At 37.3% G+C, this 17,495-nt stretch carries 14 protein-coding genes, 1 tRNA gene and 1 rRNA gene; all 16 read right to left on the bottom strand.

What is annotated here, in order from left to right:
• Positions 1-21 precede the first annotated feature (21 nt).
• Positions 22-94: transfer RNA gene (locus ACNTMY_RS00080), tRNA-Ala, on the bottom strand.
• 54 nt (positions 95-148) lie between these two features.
• Positions 149-1,696, bottom strand: a 16S ribosomal RNA gene (locus ACNTMY_RS00075).
• A 514-nt stretch (positions 1,697-2,210) separates the two neighbouring features.
• Positions 2,211-4,184 carry an ATP-dependent zinc metalloprotease FtsH gene (gene ftsH / locus ACNTMY_RS00070; protein WP_423216259.1) on the bottom strand — a complete coding sequence of 658 codons (1,974 nt, stop codon included), beginning with the start codon at positions 4,182-4,184 and terminating at the stop codon, positions 2,211-2,213.
• A gap of 18 nt (positions 4,185-4,202) precedes the next feature.
• Complete coding sequence (hpt, locus tag ACNTMY_RS00065) at positions 4,203-4,745, bottom strand: hypoxanthine phosphoribosyltransferase (RefSeq protein ID WP_423216884.1); 543 nt, start codon at positions 4,743-4,745, stop codon at positions 4,203-4,205.
• Positions 4,746-4,749: 4 nt separating this feature from the next.
• Positions 4,750-6,015 (bottom strand): tRNA lysidine(34) synthetase TilS, encoded by a 1,266-nt coding sequence (gene tilS / locus ACNTMY_RS00060; protein WP_423216258.1) that lies wholly within the window; start codon positions 6,013-6,015, stop codon positions 4,750-4,752.
• Between the two features lie 9 nt (positions 6,016-6,024).
• Complete coding sequence (locus tag ACNTMY_RS00055) at positions 6,025-7,311, bottom strand: serine hydrolase (protein ID WP_423216257.1); 1,287 nt, start codon at positions 7,309-7,311, stop codon at positions 6,025-6,027.
• Positions 7,312-7,326: 15 nt separating this feature from the next.
• Entirely contained in the window at positions 7,327-7,446 is a 120-nt protein-coding gene (locus ACNTMY_RS00050) for an SP_0009 family protein (protein ID WP_004233700.1), read from the bottom strand.
• 1 nt (position 7,447) lies between these two features.
• Entirely contained in the window at positions 7,448-7,819 is a 372-nt protein-coding gene (locus tag ACNTMY_RS00045) for an FtsB family cell division protein (protein WP_021143399.1), read from the bottom strand.
• Positions 7,806-8,078 carry an RNA-binding S4 domain-containing protein gene (locus ACNTMY_RS00040; RefSeq protein ID WP_004233698.1) on the bottom strand — a complete coding sequence of 91 codons (273 nt, stop codon included), beginning with the start codon at positions 8,076-8,078 and terminating at the stop codon, positions 7,806-7,808. The genes ACNTMY_RS00045 and ACNTMY_RS00040 overlap by 14 nt, the downstream gene beginning before the upstream one ends.
• Before the next feature lie 180 nt (positions 8,079-8,258).
• Positions 8,259-11,756, bottom strand: a complete 3,498-nt coding sequence (gene mfd / locus ACNTMY_RS00035; RefSeq protein WP_423216256.1) for a transcription-repair coupling factor — start codon at positions 11,754-11,756, stop codon at positions 8,259-8,261.
• A 6-nt stretch (positions 11,757-11,762) separates the two neighbouring features.
• Positions 11,763-12,332 (bottom strand): aminoacyl-tRNA hydrolase, encoded by a 570-nt coding sequence (pth, locus tag ACNTMY_RS00030; RefSeq protein ID WP_423216255.1) that lies wholly within the window; start codon positions 12,330-12,332, stop codon positions 11,763-11,765.
• Positions 12,333-12,406: 74 nt separating this feature from the next.
• Complete coding sequence (gene ychF / locus ACNTMY_RS00025; RefSeq protein WP_126440862.1) at positions 12,407-13,522, bottom strand: redox-regulated ATPase YchF; 1,116 nt, start codon at positions 13,520-13,522, stop codon at positions 12,407-12,409.
• A 103-nt stretch (positions 13,523-13,625) separates the two neighbouring features.
• Positions 13,626-13,820 carry a DUF951 domain-containing protein gene (locus tag ACNTMY_RS00020; RefSeq protein WP_004233691.1) on the bottom strand — a complete coding sequence of 65 codons (195 nt, stop codon included), beginning with the start codon at positions 13,818-13,820 and terminating at the stop codon, positions 13,626-13,628.
• A gap of 10 nt (positions 13,821-13,830) precedes the next feature.
• The gene (locus tag ACNTMY_RS00015) at positions 13,831-14,715 is read right to left on the bottom strand and encodes a diacylglycerol/lipid kinase family protein (protein WP_423216254.1); all 885 of its coding nucleotides are present in this window, start codon (positions 14,713-14,715) and stop codon (positions 13,831-13,833) included.
• A 130-nt stretch (positions 14,716-14,845) separates the two neighbouring features.
• Positions 14,846-15,982, bottom strand: coding sequence for a DNA polymerase III subunit beta (gene dnaN, locus ACNTMY_RS00010; RefSeq protein WP_021143391.1), 1,137 nt, complete (start codon positions 15,980-15,982; stop codon positions 14,846-14,848).
• Positions 15,983-16,139: 157 nt separating this feature from the next.
• A complete protein-coding gene (gene dnaA / locus ACNTMY_RS00005) occupies positions 16,140-17,495 on the bottom strand; it encodes a chromosomal replication initiator protein DnaA (RefSeq protein WP_423216253.1) in 1,356 nt (451 codons plus the stop codon).

Here is a 17,495-nt window from a genome sequence, read left to right as displayed (position 1 = left end):
TCTTTGAATCTTTCGATTCAATGGAGCCTAGCGGGATCGAACCGCTGACCTCCTGCGTGCAAAGCAGGCGCTCTCCCAGCTGAGCTAAGGCCCCACAAGACCTCTCAAAACTAAACAATACTCCAAACGTGCTTCCGTTTATCCTTAGAAAGGAGGTGATCCAGCCGCACCTTCCGATACGGCTACCTTGTTACGACTTCACCCCAATCATCTATCCCACCTTAGGCGGCTGGCTCCAAAAGGTTACCTCACCGACTTCGGGTGTTACAAACTCTCGTGGTGTGACGGGCGGTGTGTACAAGGCCCGGGAACGTATTCACCGCGGCGTGCTGATCCGCGATTACTAGCGATTCCGACTTCATGTAGGCGAGTTGCAGCCTACAATCCGAACTGAGATTGGCTTTAAGAGATTTGCTTGCCGTCACCGACTCGCGACTCGTTGTACCAACCATTGTAGCACGTGTGTAGCCCAGGTCATAAGGGGCATGATGATTTGACGTCATCCCCACCTTCCTCCGGTTTATTACCGGCAGTCTCGCTAGAGTGCCCAACTTAATGATGGCAACTAACAATAGGGGTTGCGCTCGTTGCGGGACTTAACCCAACATCTCACGACACGAGCTGACGACAACCATGCACCACCTGTCACCGATGTTCCGAAGAAACTTCCTATCTCTAGGAATAGCATCGGGATGTCAAGACCTGGTAAGGTTCTTCGCGTTGCTTCGAATTAAACCACATGCTCCACCGCTTGTGCGGGCCCCCGTCAATTCCTTTGAGTTTCAACCTTGCGGTCGTACTCCCCAGGCGGAGTGCTTAATGCGTTAGCTGCGGCACTAAGCCCCGGAAAGGGCCTAACACCTAGCACTCATCGTTTACGGCGTGGACTACCAGGGTATCTAATCCTGTTTGCTCCCCACGCTTTCGAGCCTCAGCGTCAGTTACAGACCAGAGAGCCGCTTTCGCCACCGGTGTTCCTCCATATATCTACGCATTTCACCGCTACACATGGAATTCCACTCTCCCCTTCTGCACTCAAGTCTAACAGTTTCCAAAGCGAACAATGGTTAAGCCACTGCCTTTAACTTCAGACTTATTAAACCGCCTGCGCTCGCTTTACGCCCAATAAATCCGGACAACGCTCGGGACCTACGTATTACCGCGGCTGCTGGCACGTAGTTAGCCGTCCCTTTCTGGTAAGTTACCGTCACTGTGTGAACTTTCCACTCTCACACACGTTCTTCTCTTACAACAGAGCTTTACGATCCGAAAACCTTCTTCACTCACGCGGCGTTGCTCGGTCAGGGTTGCCCCCATTGCCGAAGATTCCCTACTGCTGCCTCCCGTAGGAGTCTGGGCCGTGTCTCAGTCCCAGTGTGGCCGATCACCCTCTCAGGTCGGCTATGTATCGTCGCCTTGGTGAGCCGTTACCTCACCAACTAGCTAATACAACGCAGGTCCATCTACTAGTGAAGCAATTGCTCCTTTCAAGCATCTAACATGTGTTAAATGCTGTTATGCGGTATTAGCTATCGTTTCCAATAGTTATCCCCCGCTAGTAGGCAGGTTACCTACGCGTTACTCACCCGTTCGCAACTCTTCCAACTTTAGCAAGCTAAAGTCTTCAGCGTTCTACTTGCATGTATTAGGCACGCCGCCAGCGTTCGTCCTGAGCCAGGATCAAACTCTCATTTAATCTTGTTCTCATTCTGTCACTGACAGATTTATCGTTTTTTGACAGGTTACTTTCGTAACCCGCACGTTTGGTTCGTATTGTTCAGTTTTCAAAGGTCTTTGTCTCACTCGAGACAACTTCTATATTCTATCAAATTTAATTCTCGTTGTCAACACTTTTTTCAAAGTTTTTTCAAACAAGTTTCAAATCTGATTGCCATCGTTCTCTCTCAAACAACAGCTATATTAGTTTAACATTTCTAAACGGATTTGTCAAGAACTTTTTTCAAGTTTTTCAAAACCTCTTAGAAACTCTTGCTGTCTCATGCGACAGCTATATTAGTATACTAAACTTAACTTACACTGTCAACACTTTTTTGAAAAGTTTTTCATTTTATATTATTCTTCCTTTCAAACCGTGTAATCAGCCCAATTTCGGTCACTTTTACAGCTGTTTGTTCTATTATATATATAGTAAAAAGAAGGCCAATCGGCCTTCTTTCTTGCTTATATGATGTCTTAGACTTGTTCAAAAGTTATTCTTCTGAATCATCCATCTTTTCTTTCAACTCATCATATGAAAGTGCATGTGCTTCTTCAGTATCTTCTTCTAACTCAGCAGGTACTTTACCTGTTTCATAAATTGATTTAATCTGAGCAGCATCAAGAGTTTCATATTTAAGAAGTGCTTCTGCGATAAGTTTATGAGTTTCGCGATTATTATTGATGATATCAGCAGCTTTGTTGCGTGCTTCATTAAGAAGTGCACGGACTTCATCATCAATCAATTGTGCAGTTTGAGGTGAATATGATTTTTCTGGTGATAATTGACCTGCTATCATAGCATGACTACCCTCATATTGAACTGGGCCAAGTTTTTCACTCATACCATACTCAGTGACCATTGCGCGAGCTAATTGTGTAGCTTGTTCAAAGTCATTTGATGCACCTGTTGTTTGTGCATTAAAGATAATTTCTTCAGCGACTCGACCACCCATTAAACCAGCTAATTGTTCTTTAAGATCTGACTTAGAGTGAAGCATTTGATCTTCTTTTGGAAGAGCAATCATGTAACCTCCAGCACGACCTCGAGGAACGATTGTAACTTTATGTACAACGCGAGCACTTGAGAGAACTAAACCAACAATAGTGTGTCCAGCTTCATGGTATGCGACCATTTCACGCTCACGTTGCGAAATAGTACGATCTTTCTTAGATGGACCAGCAATAACTCTATCTTCAGCTTCATCAATATCTGAAGCATCAATTTTAGTTTTATTGCGGCGAGCTGCAACAAGAGCAGCTTCATTTAAGACATTTTCAAGATCTGCACCAACAAATCCAGGGGTTTGCTGTGCGACAACTTTCAAGTTAACATCTTCTGCTAATGGTTTATTTTTAGCATGCACTCGAAGGATAGCTTCACGTCCCTTAACATCTGGGCTACCGACAAGAATTTTACGGTCAAAACGTCCTGGACGAAGAAGAGCAGGGTCTAGCACATCGCTACGGTTAGTTGCAGCAATAACGATGATATTTTCATTTCCTTCAAAACCATCCATTTCGATAAGAAGTTGGTTGAGGGTTTGTTCACGTTCATCGTTTCCGCCACCCATACCAGCACCACGGCGACGACCTACAGCATCAATTTCATCGATGAAAATGATGGCACGTTCAGCCTTCTTAGCATCTTCAAAGAGGGATCTTACACGACTTGCACCTACACCAACAAACATCTCAACAAAATCAGAACCTGAAATTGAGAAAAATGGAACGCCTGCTTCACCGGCGACGGCTTTTGCAAGAAGTGTTTTACCTGTTCCTGGAGGGCCTTCAAGAAGGACACCTGCCGGGATACGTGCTCCAAGTGCTTTGTATTTTTTAGGATTTTTCAAGAAATCAACAACTTCAACAAGTTCTTGTTTTTCTTCTTCAGCACCTGCAACATCAGAGAATCTTACTTTTACATCACCTTTTTGTTGTGATTTAGCTCGGTTTTTACCGAAGCTCATTGCTCCACGAGCACCATTTCCTCCTTGATTCATCATCATAAAGAAGAAAACAATCACTAAGATAAGTGGAAGATAAGTAAGTGCCAACGATAACCAAGTACCGCTTGAGCTCTCTTGTTTGATATTTACATCAACATCAGCTTTTTCTGCTGCTTTAGTAAGCGAATCAATAGAAGAATCACTTGGTAAAATAATTGATGTAAATTCAGTAACTGAAGTTGAAGTGTCCCCTTCTAGAAAAGGAAGTGAAGCACTTGATTTTGTTTTTTGAGCCTTTTTGTACTTACCACTTACTTCGATGATACTTCCGCTTGGCTGGTAAGTAATTGATTTAATATCACCCGATTTAATTTGTTTAACTAAAGTCGAGTAATTAATTTGCTGGCTTTGTGTACTTGTTCCTCTTAAATAATATTGAAATGCGGTAATCGCCGCAATAATGACAAGAATATAGATAAAGGAATTTTTTACAAAGCCATTATTTTTGTTATTTTTCATATAACTAACGACTTTCTACTATTTTGAATAGATTTCTTCTTTCAAAACGCCAACATATGGTAAATTACGGTAACGTTCAGCATAGTCAAGGCCAAACCCTACAATAAACTCATTTGGTACATCGTAGCAGACATAGTCAGCTTCAATATCGACAACACGGCCTTCTGGTTTATCAAAAAGAGTTGCAATTTTAACTGAATTAGCTTTACGATATTTAAACATGTCACGAAGGTATTTAAGAGTACGTCCTGTATCAATAATATCTTCGATGAAGATGACATCACGACCTTCAATATTCGTATTGACATCTTTAAGGATTTTTACCTCACCACTACTTTGGACTCCACCATGGTAGCTAGAAACGACCATAAAATCAATTTCAACGTGCGTATCAATGTGTTTAATCAATTCTGCCATAAAGGGAACAGAACCTTTTAAAACACCAATCAATAGAGGATTTTTACCTTCATAATCTTTTGTGAGTTGTTCACCCAATTCTTTGGTTTTACTAACAATCTCCTCTTCAGAATATAACACTTTTTCAATATCTTGTTCAAGCATGACATCACCTATTTCTAATTTTTTCAATATACAATTTGCCCTCCATTATATCATGTTTAGAGGGTTTTCTCAAATAAGTTTTACCAGCAACCAGGACAAAAATTATTTTTCCATCTTGTTCACCGATAATGGCATTAGTACGTTCTTGACTTGGAATCTTTTCATCAATAAACAGCCTCCGCAATTTCTTTGAAAATTTTCCAAAATCAATACGATCACCTTCTTGTCTTCGCCGTAGAAGAACCGGATTTAGACTATAAAGGGCAATACCTTCCTTATCTTTGCTGACAAATTGAAATCGATACTGACCATAATTGACTATACTACTATAGTCTATCATCTTTTGATCCAGTTCCCTATCGGTCTTAGGGCTGATTTTTTTAATCTGAAATGCATCGTAATCCTTAACTAACCAATAATCTGATTTTATGTGATACTTCGCATTCGATTTATTTCTCAATAGCTGAAGCATCTCTTCAAATTGGCCACGAGAAACCTGTAAATCAGGGTAATTTTCTAGATAATTTTGAAAAAGAATTGTCTGAACAGCTTGAGATTGAGCCAAAAACTCAGAGCAATTCGTTACATCAATATTTTGTGTTAAATCTTGAAACGCCTGAAAAAGTTGTTCACTTTCTTCTCCAAGCTGACGAAGTCCCTGCTTAAATTTTGGATTTTCTTCTTCCAAAATTGGAATATAGCGATTTCGAATACGATTTCTCAAAAAATCCAAGGATTGATTTGAATCATCTTCAAAATGAAAAATATCTGGTAAATCTTTTTTGAAATAGTCTAAAAAGGGACGAATTAATTCACCATTAGCAAAGTGGGAGACTGCCTGAATCCCTGATAAATGACGCAAGCGACTACCACGTAAAAGTCTCATAAAGATTGTCTCTGCCTGGTCATCAGCATGATGAGCTGTTACAAGTGCCGTGTAGTTTTGCTCATTCATAACTTGCTTAAAAAAGTGATACCGGAAATCACGCGCCGTTTTTTCAGAAAAGTTTCCTGAAAAATGAGAAACATAAATTGGAATTCGATGCTCTTTTGCCCAATCTCGTAAATAATTTTCTTCTGTATCTGATTCAACACGCTGTTTATGATTGACGTGTGCAATCCCAATTTCTATACCTAAATTTTTTCGGTATATATACAAAAAGTGTAGCAGATTCATAGAATCTACTCCACCTGAGACAGCTATTAAAACTTTTTTGTGTTTGGCAAAATATGCCTTCTTTTGAATTTCTTTTACTAATTTATCATACATAAGACATCACTAATTTAAAATATTGTAAACGTCGTTAGCGATATTTGAAATATCGTCGTACGAAGCATTATCTGTAAAAATTGATAAGATAAAAGGTTCGTTAGCATAGACTATCGCAACATCATGTCTGTAGTCATAAGCATCACCGATTTTATGAGCAACTTGAACATTGATATCTTTGGAGATACGTGCTGTATCAAAATCAGTTGACGATAGATAGGAAATGATATCACCGTTTTGCTGATAGATAGCTTCCATTAAATCAGCAGCTGTTTTAGAAGACATTTCACGCGATTTCATATCAAATGCTGTATTTGTTACAGCACTAATATCTGAAGTGAAATGTTCACCATATTGTTTAGCAATATAGTAACCTAAGATGTTTGTTGCAACATTATCAGAATGCTGGCAGACAGCTTTTAACAAGTCCTCAACACTGTAATCTTTATTGTCAGCGGTCTTGCTAATTTTCCCACTACCACTTGGATTATAGGCTTTAGAAAAATTATTCACATCAGCAGTGTATCTTAATTTATCATCCATCTTAACACTGCCATCTTGGATTTTTTCTTCAACGTAGTAAAGTGTTGCGAGCTTAGCAACACTAGCTGCATACATGGTTGTATCAGAATTGATACCTGCTGTTTCTTGCGTTGATAATTGTTTAACGTAAATGGAATAATTGCCCTTATTATATTTCTGATTAAGAACTTGCTGAATTTTTTCCATACGGTTATCAGAGGTTGATAGATAGTCTTCGCTAATCCAACCTTTACCGTCAACTTTATAATAAGTGCCATGATAAGTTGTGGCTTTTTGAGTAACTGTAACAGCTGAATAAGCTGTTAAATCAGTCTGAACTTCATGTGTACCTACAACATACGGTGCTTGATACACTTTGAAATCCTCTTTTAGCCAATATTTTTCGTTGTCAGATTCTTGACTAAGAACCACATCATCGTAAATCAATTGATGACTCGCCTCAATATAAGAACCATTTGATAATTTAAAGACAGGTTCTGAATTATCGTTAACGGATAAATCAATAACATCTAAATGATGATTAGCAGCAAGTGACCCTGATACAGTTGTCAAATTACTATCTTTAAAAACATCGGTTGCTTGTATAAGAATCGGATTTGACGGTAGTGAGTCATAATAAGCTGCTGTTGTTGCAATACCAGCAGCCAATTGATACTTTTCAACATTAGTTAAATCAACATTTTTTTCAGTACTAACAGCAGAAAGAGAAGTCAAGAAAAATGGTATTAGCATCACTGCGAATAATTTTTTCATTGGCTCCTCCTTTCATTATTTTTTTGGTGTTTGATGATTTTCTTCACGTAATTTTTGATTTTCTTTTGCCAATTCTTCTAATTTTTCATCGGAATAGGCTAAAAATTTTTCAATTGTTTCGATTAAATTTTCCATATTATTTTGGTAATAAATTTGGCAATGGATAAACTGTTTCGCCTGAGCGTGACAAATAGTATTTAGCTCGAGCGTATTTTTCAACATATGTGTCATCTTTTAAGCGATTAGCCAAGACTTTTTCTGCATCTGTCTCAACAACTAAGTTATTGTAAGTTTTTTGAAGTGATACAACTTTATCTTTACGCTCTTGCAGTGTTTGATAACTTTTGACAAGATTATATGTCGGTAAAATGAACAACAACATTACAACAATCAAAATCCATCCCATAAAACGATTGCGCTTGCGATTTTCCTCTTCAAGGTAACGTTTTTTGGTGTTCTCATCGTTGATGTATTGATTGTTCAACTGAACGATATTAGGCTTCTCCATCCGCTTCTATCCTTGTTTCATTAATGATTTCATACATTTTAGTAGCATCTTCTTTTTTGGTACTGTCTTTCATTTCTAGAACACGTACTGTTAGCAATTTATTTCCAAAACGAATTTCAACTTCGTCGTTAAGTTTTAAATCTGTTGATGATTTGGCTAAGATGCCATTAACTTTGATACGTCCTTTATCAGCAACTTCTTTTGCTACTGGACGACGTTTAATAATACGGGATACTTTTAAATATTTATCTAGTCTCATATATTTTACCTCGCAATCTTTTCTATTTTATCACTTTTTTTCAGAAAATAGATGCTTTCAATCTGTTTGTTAAGATAATGTAATAAAAAGAGAGCAAGTGCTCTCTTAATGAAAATACTACCCTTACTATAGTAAGTATAAAAATGTTCGACGTGAAACATTATCAAAATTCTTTAACAGCTAGTCTTCTTGGGCTTTTCTGGCTTTGATTTCAGCTAGCATGCTACCAAATTTTTGAAGTTCTTCTAGGATTTCGTAATCTTTTTTACCTCTGACATTGAACGTAATTTCAATCTTACCTTGATTTTCTCCAATACGAGCTTTCAAATTTGTTTTAGAAAGAGCCTCAAAATAATCTTGTGTTAAATAGTGTTGCAGTGAAGCTTTCTCAAAACGTACCAACAAATTGTTATCTTTACGTTCAACAAGTTCAGTAAAGGCATTGTCCATATACGATTTCACAAGACCAATCTCAAGAAGGTAAGCAACCTGATCTGGATACTCTCCAAAACGGTCAATCAATTCATCCTGTAAAGTTTGATAATCATTTTGACTTTCAATTTCACGAATGCGTTTGTAGATTTCGATTTTTTGACGTTCGTCATCAATATAATCACTTGGAAGATAAGCATCAATTTGTAGATTGATCTCAGCATTGCTCTTACGACGTGTTTGAGATTTGCCCTGCTTCTTAGCAATAGCTTCTTCTAGCAGTTGGGAATACATTTCAAAACCAACTGAATCGATAAAACCACTTTGTGAGGCACCAAGGATGTTTCCGGCACCACGAATAGACAGATCTCGCATTGCAATCTTGAAACCAGATCCAAGTTCTGTAAAACCTTTGATAGCATCCAAACGTTTCTCAGAAACTTCTGTCAAAATCTTGTCTGGGCGATACATGAGATAAGCATAAGCAATACGATTAGAACGCCCAACACGACCACGAAGTTGATACAAAGTTGACAAACCCATATGGTCAGCATTTTCAATGAAAAGTGTATTAACATTTGAAATATCAACGCCTGTTTCAATGATAGTTGTCGCAACAAGAACATCGTAAACACCTTCAATAAAATCCATCAACGTGTTTTCAAGTTGAATCTCACTCATTTGACCATGAACAAAACCAATGCTTGCTTCAGGAACCAACTCTTGCAGTTCTGATACTTTTTGGTCAATCGTGTCAACTCGATTATAAACGTAGAAAACTTGACCACCACGGTCCATTTCACGAATAATGGCTTCGCGAATCAAACCAGGATTAGTTTCCAAAACATAAGTTTGAACAGGATAACGATTTGTCGGTGGCGTTTCGATAACTGACAAATCACGAATTCCAAGCATGGACATATGCAAAGTTCGTGGAATTGGTGTTGCCGTTAACGTTAGCACGTCGACTTTAGTTTTAAGCTCTTTTAATTTTTCCTTGTGCTTAACACCAAAACGCTGTTCTTCATCAATAATAATCAGGCCCAAATCAGCAAATTCAACGTCTTTAGACAAGAGTCGATGCGTACCAATAATGATATCAACTTGACCTTGTTTTAATTTCTCTAAAGTCTCATTTTGTTCTTTTTTACTTTGAAAACGGCTAAGAACAGCCACCTCTACAGGATAATTATCAAAACGCTCTGAGAAATTTGTGAAGTGCTGTTGTGCAAGAACAGTAGTTGGCACCAAAACAGCTACTTGCTTGTGGTCATTAACTGCCTTGAAGGCTGCACGCATAGCAACTTCTGTTTTACCAAAACCAACATCACCTACCAAAAGACGATCCATAGGTTTAGCTTCTTCCATGTCGTGTTTGATTTCTTTGATTGAACGAAGTTGATCTTCTGTCTCAACATAAGCAAAATCATCATCAAACTCTCGTTGAAGATCATCGTCTGGTGAGAAGGCAAAACCTTTCATCTGACTACGTTCGGCGTATAATTTCAATAAATCATCAGCAATATCTTCAACTTGCTTAGAAACTTTTTGTTTAGTCTTTTGGAAACGACCATCATTTAATTTATTGATTTTAGGCTCTTTACCGTCAGCTGAAACATATTTTGATAAACTTTCAATCTGCTCAACTGGCAAGGAAATTGTCGAAGAACCTTGATATTGGATAGTTAGATAGTCACGATGCACACCGTGAATTTCAATTGTCTCAATTCCCAAAAACTTACCAATCCCATGAACATGGTGAACAACATAATCACCTTTAGAAAGTTCATTATAGTCTTTTAGACGTTCAGCATTGCTGATATTTGAACGACGAATGCGACGTTTGACTTTCTTATGATAAATTTCATGCTCTGTAATTAAGACGATTTTTTCATCAGCAAAGTAAAAACCATTTGAAAGGTTTCCAGTAATTAGCTGAGCCTGATGTTCTTGCACTTCATCTGCAGAAACCATCGGCAAATCTAAACCATACTCTTGTAAATTTTCTTGTAGACGCTCTAAGCCATGTTGTGTATCCGACTGAATTAGAATAGTTGCTTTAGACTTTTGATAGCGATTAATTTCATCAATCAACAATGGAAATTGATTGAAAAATTCCTGCATAGGATACTGCGTAAAATTGTGCAAACTATCAAATTTTAAATTTCCCAATCCTTTATGGAAATTTGAAAAGAAGGTTGCTGGCTGATACTGACGCAAATCCTTATAAATATCAGCAAAGTAAACCAAACTTGACACAGCTTTACCACGTTGTAAATCCTCTGTCAACAAGTTTGCAACCTCTAAATCAAACTTAGCATTGCGATCAACAATCTTTTGATAATCATCAAAGAACACCGGTATCCCTTTTGGAATATAATCCAAAAGCGTCCACTCTTTAGCATAAAAGAGTGATAAGAAACGTCTTATATCCTGATGACGATAATTTTCTTGAGTTGCAGCATAGAGTTCGCTTAGATAAGCATGTTGATTATCCTTAGCTGTCTCTAAGTACTTTTCAAAAGCCGTACTAGCCCTGATAAAGTCTTCTTCAGACAAAATCAATTCATCTGCTGGATAGATTGTAACTTGATCAACATTACTAAGTGATTTTTGGGTCTCAGCATCGAACTCACGAATACCATCGACTTCATCGCCAAAGAATTCCAAACGATAAGGATAGTCAGCCGTTACCTCATAAATGTCTACAATATCACCACGTCTGCTAAACTCTCCAGGATTTAAAACTTGGGATACCTTCTGGTAACCTACGTTTGACAAAACCTTTACAATCTTGTCAAGGTTGTAATCCTCACCAACAGCAAATTTCAACTGACTCTCAGCATAAGTTTTAGGATTTGGTAATAAGACTCGTGCCCCTACCAAGCTCGTAATTAAAATTCCTGTTTGTGTAGTATCTTGTAAAAAATTTAAAGCTTCCAATCGCGAATGTGCTTTATCCATAGATGCAAAAATAAATTCTGCTGCTGCAACGTCATCCGCAAAAAATGTATAAACCTTATCCTCACCGATTAGCCCAGATAAATCACTAGCTAATTTTTCAACTTCATTTTGAGTTGATGTCAAAACGACAATTTTTTCTTCATTTGCCTGATAAGCCGAAGCAATGGCAAGAGCCTTGCTGGCCCCTGACAACCCCATGATAAGCTGTCTTCCAAGATTTGAAACTCCTCTATGCCATGTTTGAATCAGCTTATTCTGGCTAAATAAATCAATGATATTCATAAGACTTTACCCATTAAATTTTTGCATTGTCTTCACAAAGTCTGCTTCCTGTAAATAAAATTGAACGGCATCATTCACTTTTTCAAGTGTATTAGTTACTGTTATGTAATCATCTTTATCAAATTTTCCAAGAACGTGATCAACAACTGAGCGTCCTTGTTTTGGACGTCCAATACCAACTTTAATACGGTCAAATGCTTGTGTTCCTGTATGAGCAATAATTGATTTGATACCGTTATGACCACCAGCAGAGCCTTTTTGACGAAGACGAATACGGCCAACTTCCATATCTAAATCATCATAGATAACCAAGAAATCTTCAAGATTAATATTATAGTAAGTCAACAAAGCGTGCACTGCAATTCCTGAATTATTCATAAAAGTGGTAGGTTTTACAAGATAAACTTTTTCGCCGTTGATAAAAGCAGAGCCAACTTCTGCTTTAAAGTTTTTATCTTCTGAAAATGTCACATTTAAGTCTTTGGCTAGACGGTCAATTGCCATAAAACCAATATTGTGACGTGTTTCGTGATATTTACTGCCTGGATTTCCCAGACCAACAATCATTTTTACCATTATTTTTCCTTTCAAATGTCAAAAGGGCTGGAAAAAATTTTTCCAACCTCATTGATTTTCAATTATTAATTAGCTTAGACGTTAAAGCGGAATTCCATGATGTCACCATCTTGAACCACATAATCTTTCCCTTCTTCACGAAGACGACCTGCTTCTTTGACAGCTTTTTCTGAACCGTATTTGATTAAATCATCGTAAGACATTGTAATTGCACGGATGAATCCACGTTCGAAGTCAGAGTGAATGATACCAGCTGCTTGAGGTGCTTTGATACCACGTTTAAATGTCCATGCACGAACTTCTTTTTCACCTGCAGTGAAATAAGTTCCAAGACCAAGCAAGTGGTAAGCTGCACGAGTCAAACGATCGACACCAGATTCTTTCAATCCAAGATCTTCAAGGAAGAATTCTTTATCTTCATCATCAAGTTCTGAAATTTCTTCCTCCGCACGCGCTGAGATAACAACAACTTCAGCATTTTCAGTTGCTGCAAATTCACGAATTTGTTTCACATATTCGATATCATCTGGATTAGCAACTTTATCTTCATCAACGTTTGCTACGTAAAGAACTGGTTTTGTTGTCAAAAGGAACAATTGTTTAACAATTTTTTGTTCATCTTCTGTAAATTCAATTGTACGAGCTGATTTACCATCTTCAAGTACTGGTTTGATTTTTTGAAGAACGTTAAATTCTGCAATAGAATCTTTATCTTTTTGTGTACGTGCCACTTTTTCAACACGCGCATAGCGTTTGTTAACTGATTCTAAGTCAGCAAGAATCAATTCCAAGTTGATTGTATCAATATCAGCAAGTGGATCAACAAAGGCATCTTCACGACCTTGTTCACGCATAACGTTTTCGTCATCAAATGCACGAACAACGTGAACAATCGCATCAACTTCACGAATGTTAGCAAGGAATTTATTACCAAGACCTTCACCACGAGATGCACCTTTTACGATACCTGCAATATCAGTAAATTCAAATGTTGTTGGAACTGTTTTTTTAGGTGTAATAAGTTCAGTCAATTTTTGTAGACGTTCATCTGGAACTTCTACCATACCAACGTTAGGGTCAATTGTCGCGAAAGGATAGTTAGCAGCTTCCGCACCTGCCTTTGTAATCGCATTAAAAAGTGTTGATTTTCCGACGTTTGGTAAACCAACGATACCTGCTGTTAAAGCCATATTTTATTAGTCTCCGTTAAATTTATTCAATCAAAACTATTATAGCATAAAATCCAACAAAAAAGCCTGCTATATGCGCAGACTTAATTAAATTGATATATTCTTATGACAATACTTTTTTCAATTTACGTTCAAAATCATGACGACTCATCATGACAATATGGTCACAGTTCGTGCAGCGAATTTTAATATCAGCACCAACACGAACAACTTCCCACTCATTCGCTTTTTTACCAGTGGCTTTGATAGTGCATGCATGAGGTTTTTTCATTTCAACAAGGCTTCCAATTTCGTACATGATTTCTCCTTTACAAATAAATATAACGTTTCTGAGGTGATAAAGTCACTTCATCAAGCGATACAATTTCTCCATCAATCTCGATTAGGCTGCTCTCAGCTGGTTTTAGAGTGATTTTTCGGTAAGTCTGATGCTGGAAATAGTTGAGTTGCTTGTGCTGTTTCAAAACTAAAGTAAGCAGCACCAAGGCTCGTTTCCACAAAGTTTCACCTGTAGCATAAACACAATCTAAGTTTCCCGAGTAGGCCGTCGCATCTGGCCAAATCATCACACCACCACCAAAATAAGTGTTGTTTGCTAGTGAAAAGAAGAAAAGGTCTTTCAACTCAATAGACTCTCCCACTTCATTTTCTAAAACAAGTGAAGCAAATGCTGGTTTCTTAATCAAACACTGAATTGCCGTTAAAACATAGATTAAATTTCCTAAATGATATTTATTGAGTTTCGCTTTAAGCTGTGAATGTTCAACGTGATTAATCACCCATGAAGCAAAACCAAGGTCTAAACTATTTAACACTAAACCTTTCTGATAAGTGAAAACATTGATCTCTTTTGGCGCTTTTTCCAGTGATTTAATTAGCTGCATGGGATTTTTTCTTAAATCAAGAGCACGCGCAAAATCATTTCCCGAACCAATCGGATAATAAGCAAATGGAATCTCAGCTGGCCAATGATACAAAACTTTAGACAAAGTTCCATCACCACCAAGAATCAATAACTTATCTTGGGAGCATTGAAAAGATTTTAAAACTTGTTTAACTTGATTTTCTTCATCATTTCGATATCGCGTAAAAAAAGCAATTACGTCTTGTTCTGAGTGATTTTTCAATGTTGCAATAATATCTTTGGCACTACGATTTCCTGAATGAGGATTAGCAATAATATAAAGTGTCATATCAAAAGATATTATAACATAAAAAGCAAGAGCACTGCATAGACAGTACCCTTGCCGGAGATTATGAAAAAGAAAAGTTTTAGGATGATTATAGTATACGAAGTCATCCTTAAAGTTTCCTTAAAGATTTTTAGTTTGTACGAACTGGTGTGATAAGTTGGATAAGATTTTCAGCATCATCACCTGGTACCAAAGTAAATGGACGTACTGGTGAGATGAAACGGATAATAACTGTTTCACTCTTCAAAGCTTTAAGAGCTTCAATCAGATAAGTTGGGTTAAAGCTGATTGTTAAATCGCTACCTGATTGGTCAATGATATCAAGTTCTTCGTTAACTTTACCAACTTCTGGAGAGTTAACGTGTGCTGATACGCTGTTATTTGTAATTTCAAGTTTAACAGTACCATTTTGTGTAGCATTTGAAATCAAGTGAGCACGTTCCATAGCTGAACGAAGAGCGTTGGTATTAAATGTGACTTCAGTTTCAAATGAATTTGTCAACAAACGGTCAGTGTCAGGATAATTTCCTTCTAGTAGACGTGTGTAGAAACTAATGTAGTCACTTCTAAAGAGCATTTGGCTATCTGAGAAGAAGACTTCGACAGTTTCAATATCATCTGTAAATACAGCCGCAAATTCGCGAAGTGATTTACTTGGAACAACAACATTAAAGTCGTTTGATGTATTTTCCAAAGTCAATTTACGTTGGCTCATACGGTGTGAGTCAGTTGCTACTGCTTTGAAATCTTTGTGATCACTAAGAACCATGTGAACACCTGTCAAAATTGGACGACTTTCTTGAAGACTAGCTGCAAATGCTGTTTCAGTGATAATTGATTTTAATAGTTTTGTTTCAATAACAAGTGGGTTTTCAGTCGCCATTTCTTGAAGACGAGGATAAAGGTCAACATCTTTTCCTTTAAGTGTGATTTCTGATTTACCACTTGTCAATACGATTTGGTGACTTTCAATTTCTTCAAAATCTAATGTTACATCTGGAAGACTTGAAACAATATTAATAAAGAAGTTCGCTTCTAATAGTACTGCACCTGGTGATGTAATTAATAGACCTGCATTTTCATTTGTTGTTGGAATTGTGTTTTCAATAGAAATTTGTCCATTAGAACCAGTTAAAGTAATGTTGTTGTTTTGTACTTCAATTTTGATAGTAGATAAAATTGGAAGTGCGTTCTTCGTAGAGATTGCTCTCTTAGTTGCATTCAATGCTTGAAGAAAGAATGATTTATTAATTGAGAATTTTATCATGAGATAACTCCTTTATTTTATAAGTATTAAGTTAGTAGTAGTAGTAGGTCCTGTTTAAACTGTTGATAACTCTAAAAACGCTAGAAAAATCAGCGAAAGAGAGTTGTTCACAACTTGTGGATAACTCTATAAAATTTTGGCACGTTATCCACACCCACTATTTAATCTTGTTTTTGATAGTTTCGATTTCAATACGTAGGTTGTTATCTTGAGCTATCATATTTTTGATTTTATTATAAGCGTGTAGGACCGTTGAGTGGTCACGTCCACCAAATTCCTTACCGATTTTCGGAAGTGAGTTATCTGTCATTTCACGTGTGAGGTACATTGCTACTTGTCGCGCCAAAACGATATCTTGTGTTCGTTTGGTTGCTTTAATTTCTTTAACAGTAACGCCATAGAATTTTCCAACTTGACTTTGGATTTCTTCGATTGGGATTACTGTCATTTTTGGACCATCTTGCTTACGTGCACGAATGGCTTCTGCAGCAATATCAACTGTGATTGTTTTAGCTTTTTTGATACTTGCAACAAGACTAATATCTTTCAAAGCCCCTTCTAGATCACGCACGTTAGAATCAAACTGTCCTGCAAGATATTCAATAGTATCCTGCGGGAACACAAAATCATATTCTTGTGTTTTGTTTGTCAAAATGGCAACACGTGTTTCAAAATCAGGTGGTGTGATATTGATAGTTAATCCCCATTTGAAGCGCGTGACCAAACGTTGCTCCAAGTTATCCAAGTGATCTGGCGTACGGTCACTAGTGAGTACGATTTGCTTATTGTTATCGTAAAGTGCATTGAAGGTATTGAAAAATTCTTCTTGCGTACCAGATAGTGTTTTTTTCGCTAAAGATTGGATATCATCAATCAGCAAGACATCAAGATTACGGAATTTTTCTTTTAATTCTTCCATAGTATCCAATCGAATATGGATAACAAATTCATTGATGAAATTTTCTGCAGTGATGTACTTCACACGTGCCTTAGGATTGTTTTGAAGTACGGCATTACCAATGGCGTTTAGCAAGTGAGTTTTTCCAAGTCCGGGTCCACCCCAAATAAATAAAGGGTTGTAAGTTGTTCCTGGAGCGTCCGCAACGGCGTAAGACGCAGAAAAAGCCCAACGGTTTTCATCACCTTGTACAAAGTTGTCAAAAGTGTACTTTGTATTTAGGTCTGAGTCAACCTGTGGCAGGTTACTTTTTTGTGGTGCTTGGAGAACTTGGGATGTTGGTTCAGCTACTGCTTGTTTGGCTAAATCTTCTTCGAAAACATAGTTTACTACAATTTCAGCGTTATAAACCTCGAAACCAGCCGTTAAAATGATTGGTTTCAAATTTTTATCCCAAAATAGTTCTTTCATAGGGTCCAAGTAAATTGTTGCTGTATTTTGCTCAATTTGAATCAGCCTGGCATCTAAAACGAAAAATTCATACGTTGCTTGTTTTAGTTGACTTTTTGCTAACTCGAGAACCCTATTCCAAAAAATTTGTTCATTTTCAGTCAT

This window comes from Streptococcus equinus, assembly GCF_049393735.1.
In the GTDB taxonomy this organism is placed as follows: Bacteria; Bacillota; Bacilli; order Lactobacillales; family Streptococcaceae; genus Streptococcus; species Streptococcus equinus_G.
The sequence above is the reverse complement of the archived record's forward strand: the minus strand, read 5'-3'. Positions and strand labels throughout refer to the sequence as shown.

Excerpts from the sequence above, each read along its gene's own strand:
- mfd (WP_423216256.1), bottom strand. The coding sequence starts at position 11,756 with ATGAATATCATTGATTTATTTAGCCAGAATAAGCTGATTCAAACATGG.
- dnaA (WP_423216253.1), bottom strand. The coding sequence starts at position 17,495 with ATGACTGAAAATGAACAAATTTTTTGGAATAGGGTTCTCGAGTTAGCA.
- dnaN (WP_021143391.1), bottom strand. The coding sequence starts at position 15,982 with ATGATAAAATTCTCAATTAATAAATCATTCTTTCTTCAAGCATTGAAT.
- ACNTMY_RS00020 (WP_004233691.1), bottom strand. The coding sequence starts at position 13,820 with ATGTACGAAATTGGAAGCCTTGTTGAAATGAAAAAACCTCATGCATGC.
- ychF (WP_126440862.1), bottom strand. The coding sequence starts at position 13,522 with ATGGCTTTAACAGCAGGTATCGTTGGTTTACCAAACGTCGGAAAATCA.
- ACNTMY_RS00015 (WP_423216254.1), bottom strand. The coding sequence starts at position 14,715 with ATGACACTTTATATTATTGCTAATCCTCATTCAGGAAATCGTAGTGCC.
- hpt (WP_423216884.1), bottom strand. The coding sequence starts at position 4,745 with ATGCTTGAACAAGATATTGAAAAAGTGTTATATTCTGAAGAGGAGATT.
- tilS (WP_423216258.1), bottom strand. The coding sequence starts at position 6,015 with ATGTATGATAAATTAGTAAAAGAAATTCAAAAGAAGGCATATTTTGCC.
- ACNTMY_RS00050 (WP_004233700.1), bottom strand. The coding sequence starts at position 7,446 with ATGGAAAATTTAATCGAAACAATTGAAAAATTTTTAGCCTATTCCGAT.
- pth (WP_423216255.1), bottom strand. The coding sequence starts at position 12,332 with ATGGTAAAAATGATTGTTGGTCTGGGAAATCCAGGCAGTAAATATCAC.
- ftsH (WP_423216259.1), bottom strand. The coding sequence starts at position 4,184 with ATGAAAAATAACAAAAATAATGGCTTTGTAAAAAATTCCTTTATCTAT.
- ACNTMY_RS00055 (WP_423216257.1), bottom strand. The coding sequence starts at position 7,311 with ATGAAAAAATTATTCGCAGTGATGCTAATACCATTTTTCTTGACTTCT.
- ACNTMY_RS00045 (WP_021143399.1), bottom strand. The coding sequence starts at position 7,819 with ATGGAGAAGCCTAATATCGTTCAGTTGAACAATCAATACATCAACGAT.
- ACNTMY_RS00040 (WP_004233698.1), bottom strand. The coding sequence starts at position 8,078 with ATGAGACTAGATAAATATTTAAAAGTATCCCGTATTATTAAACGTCGT.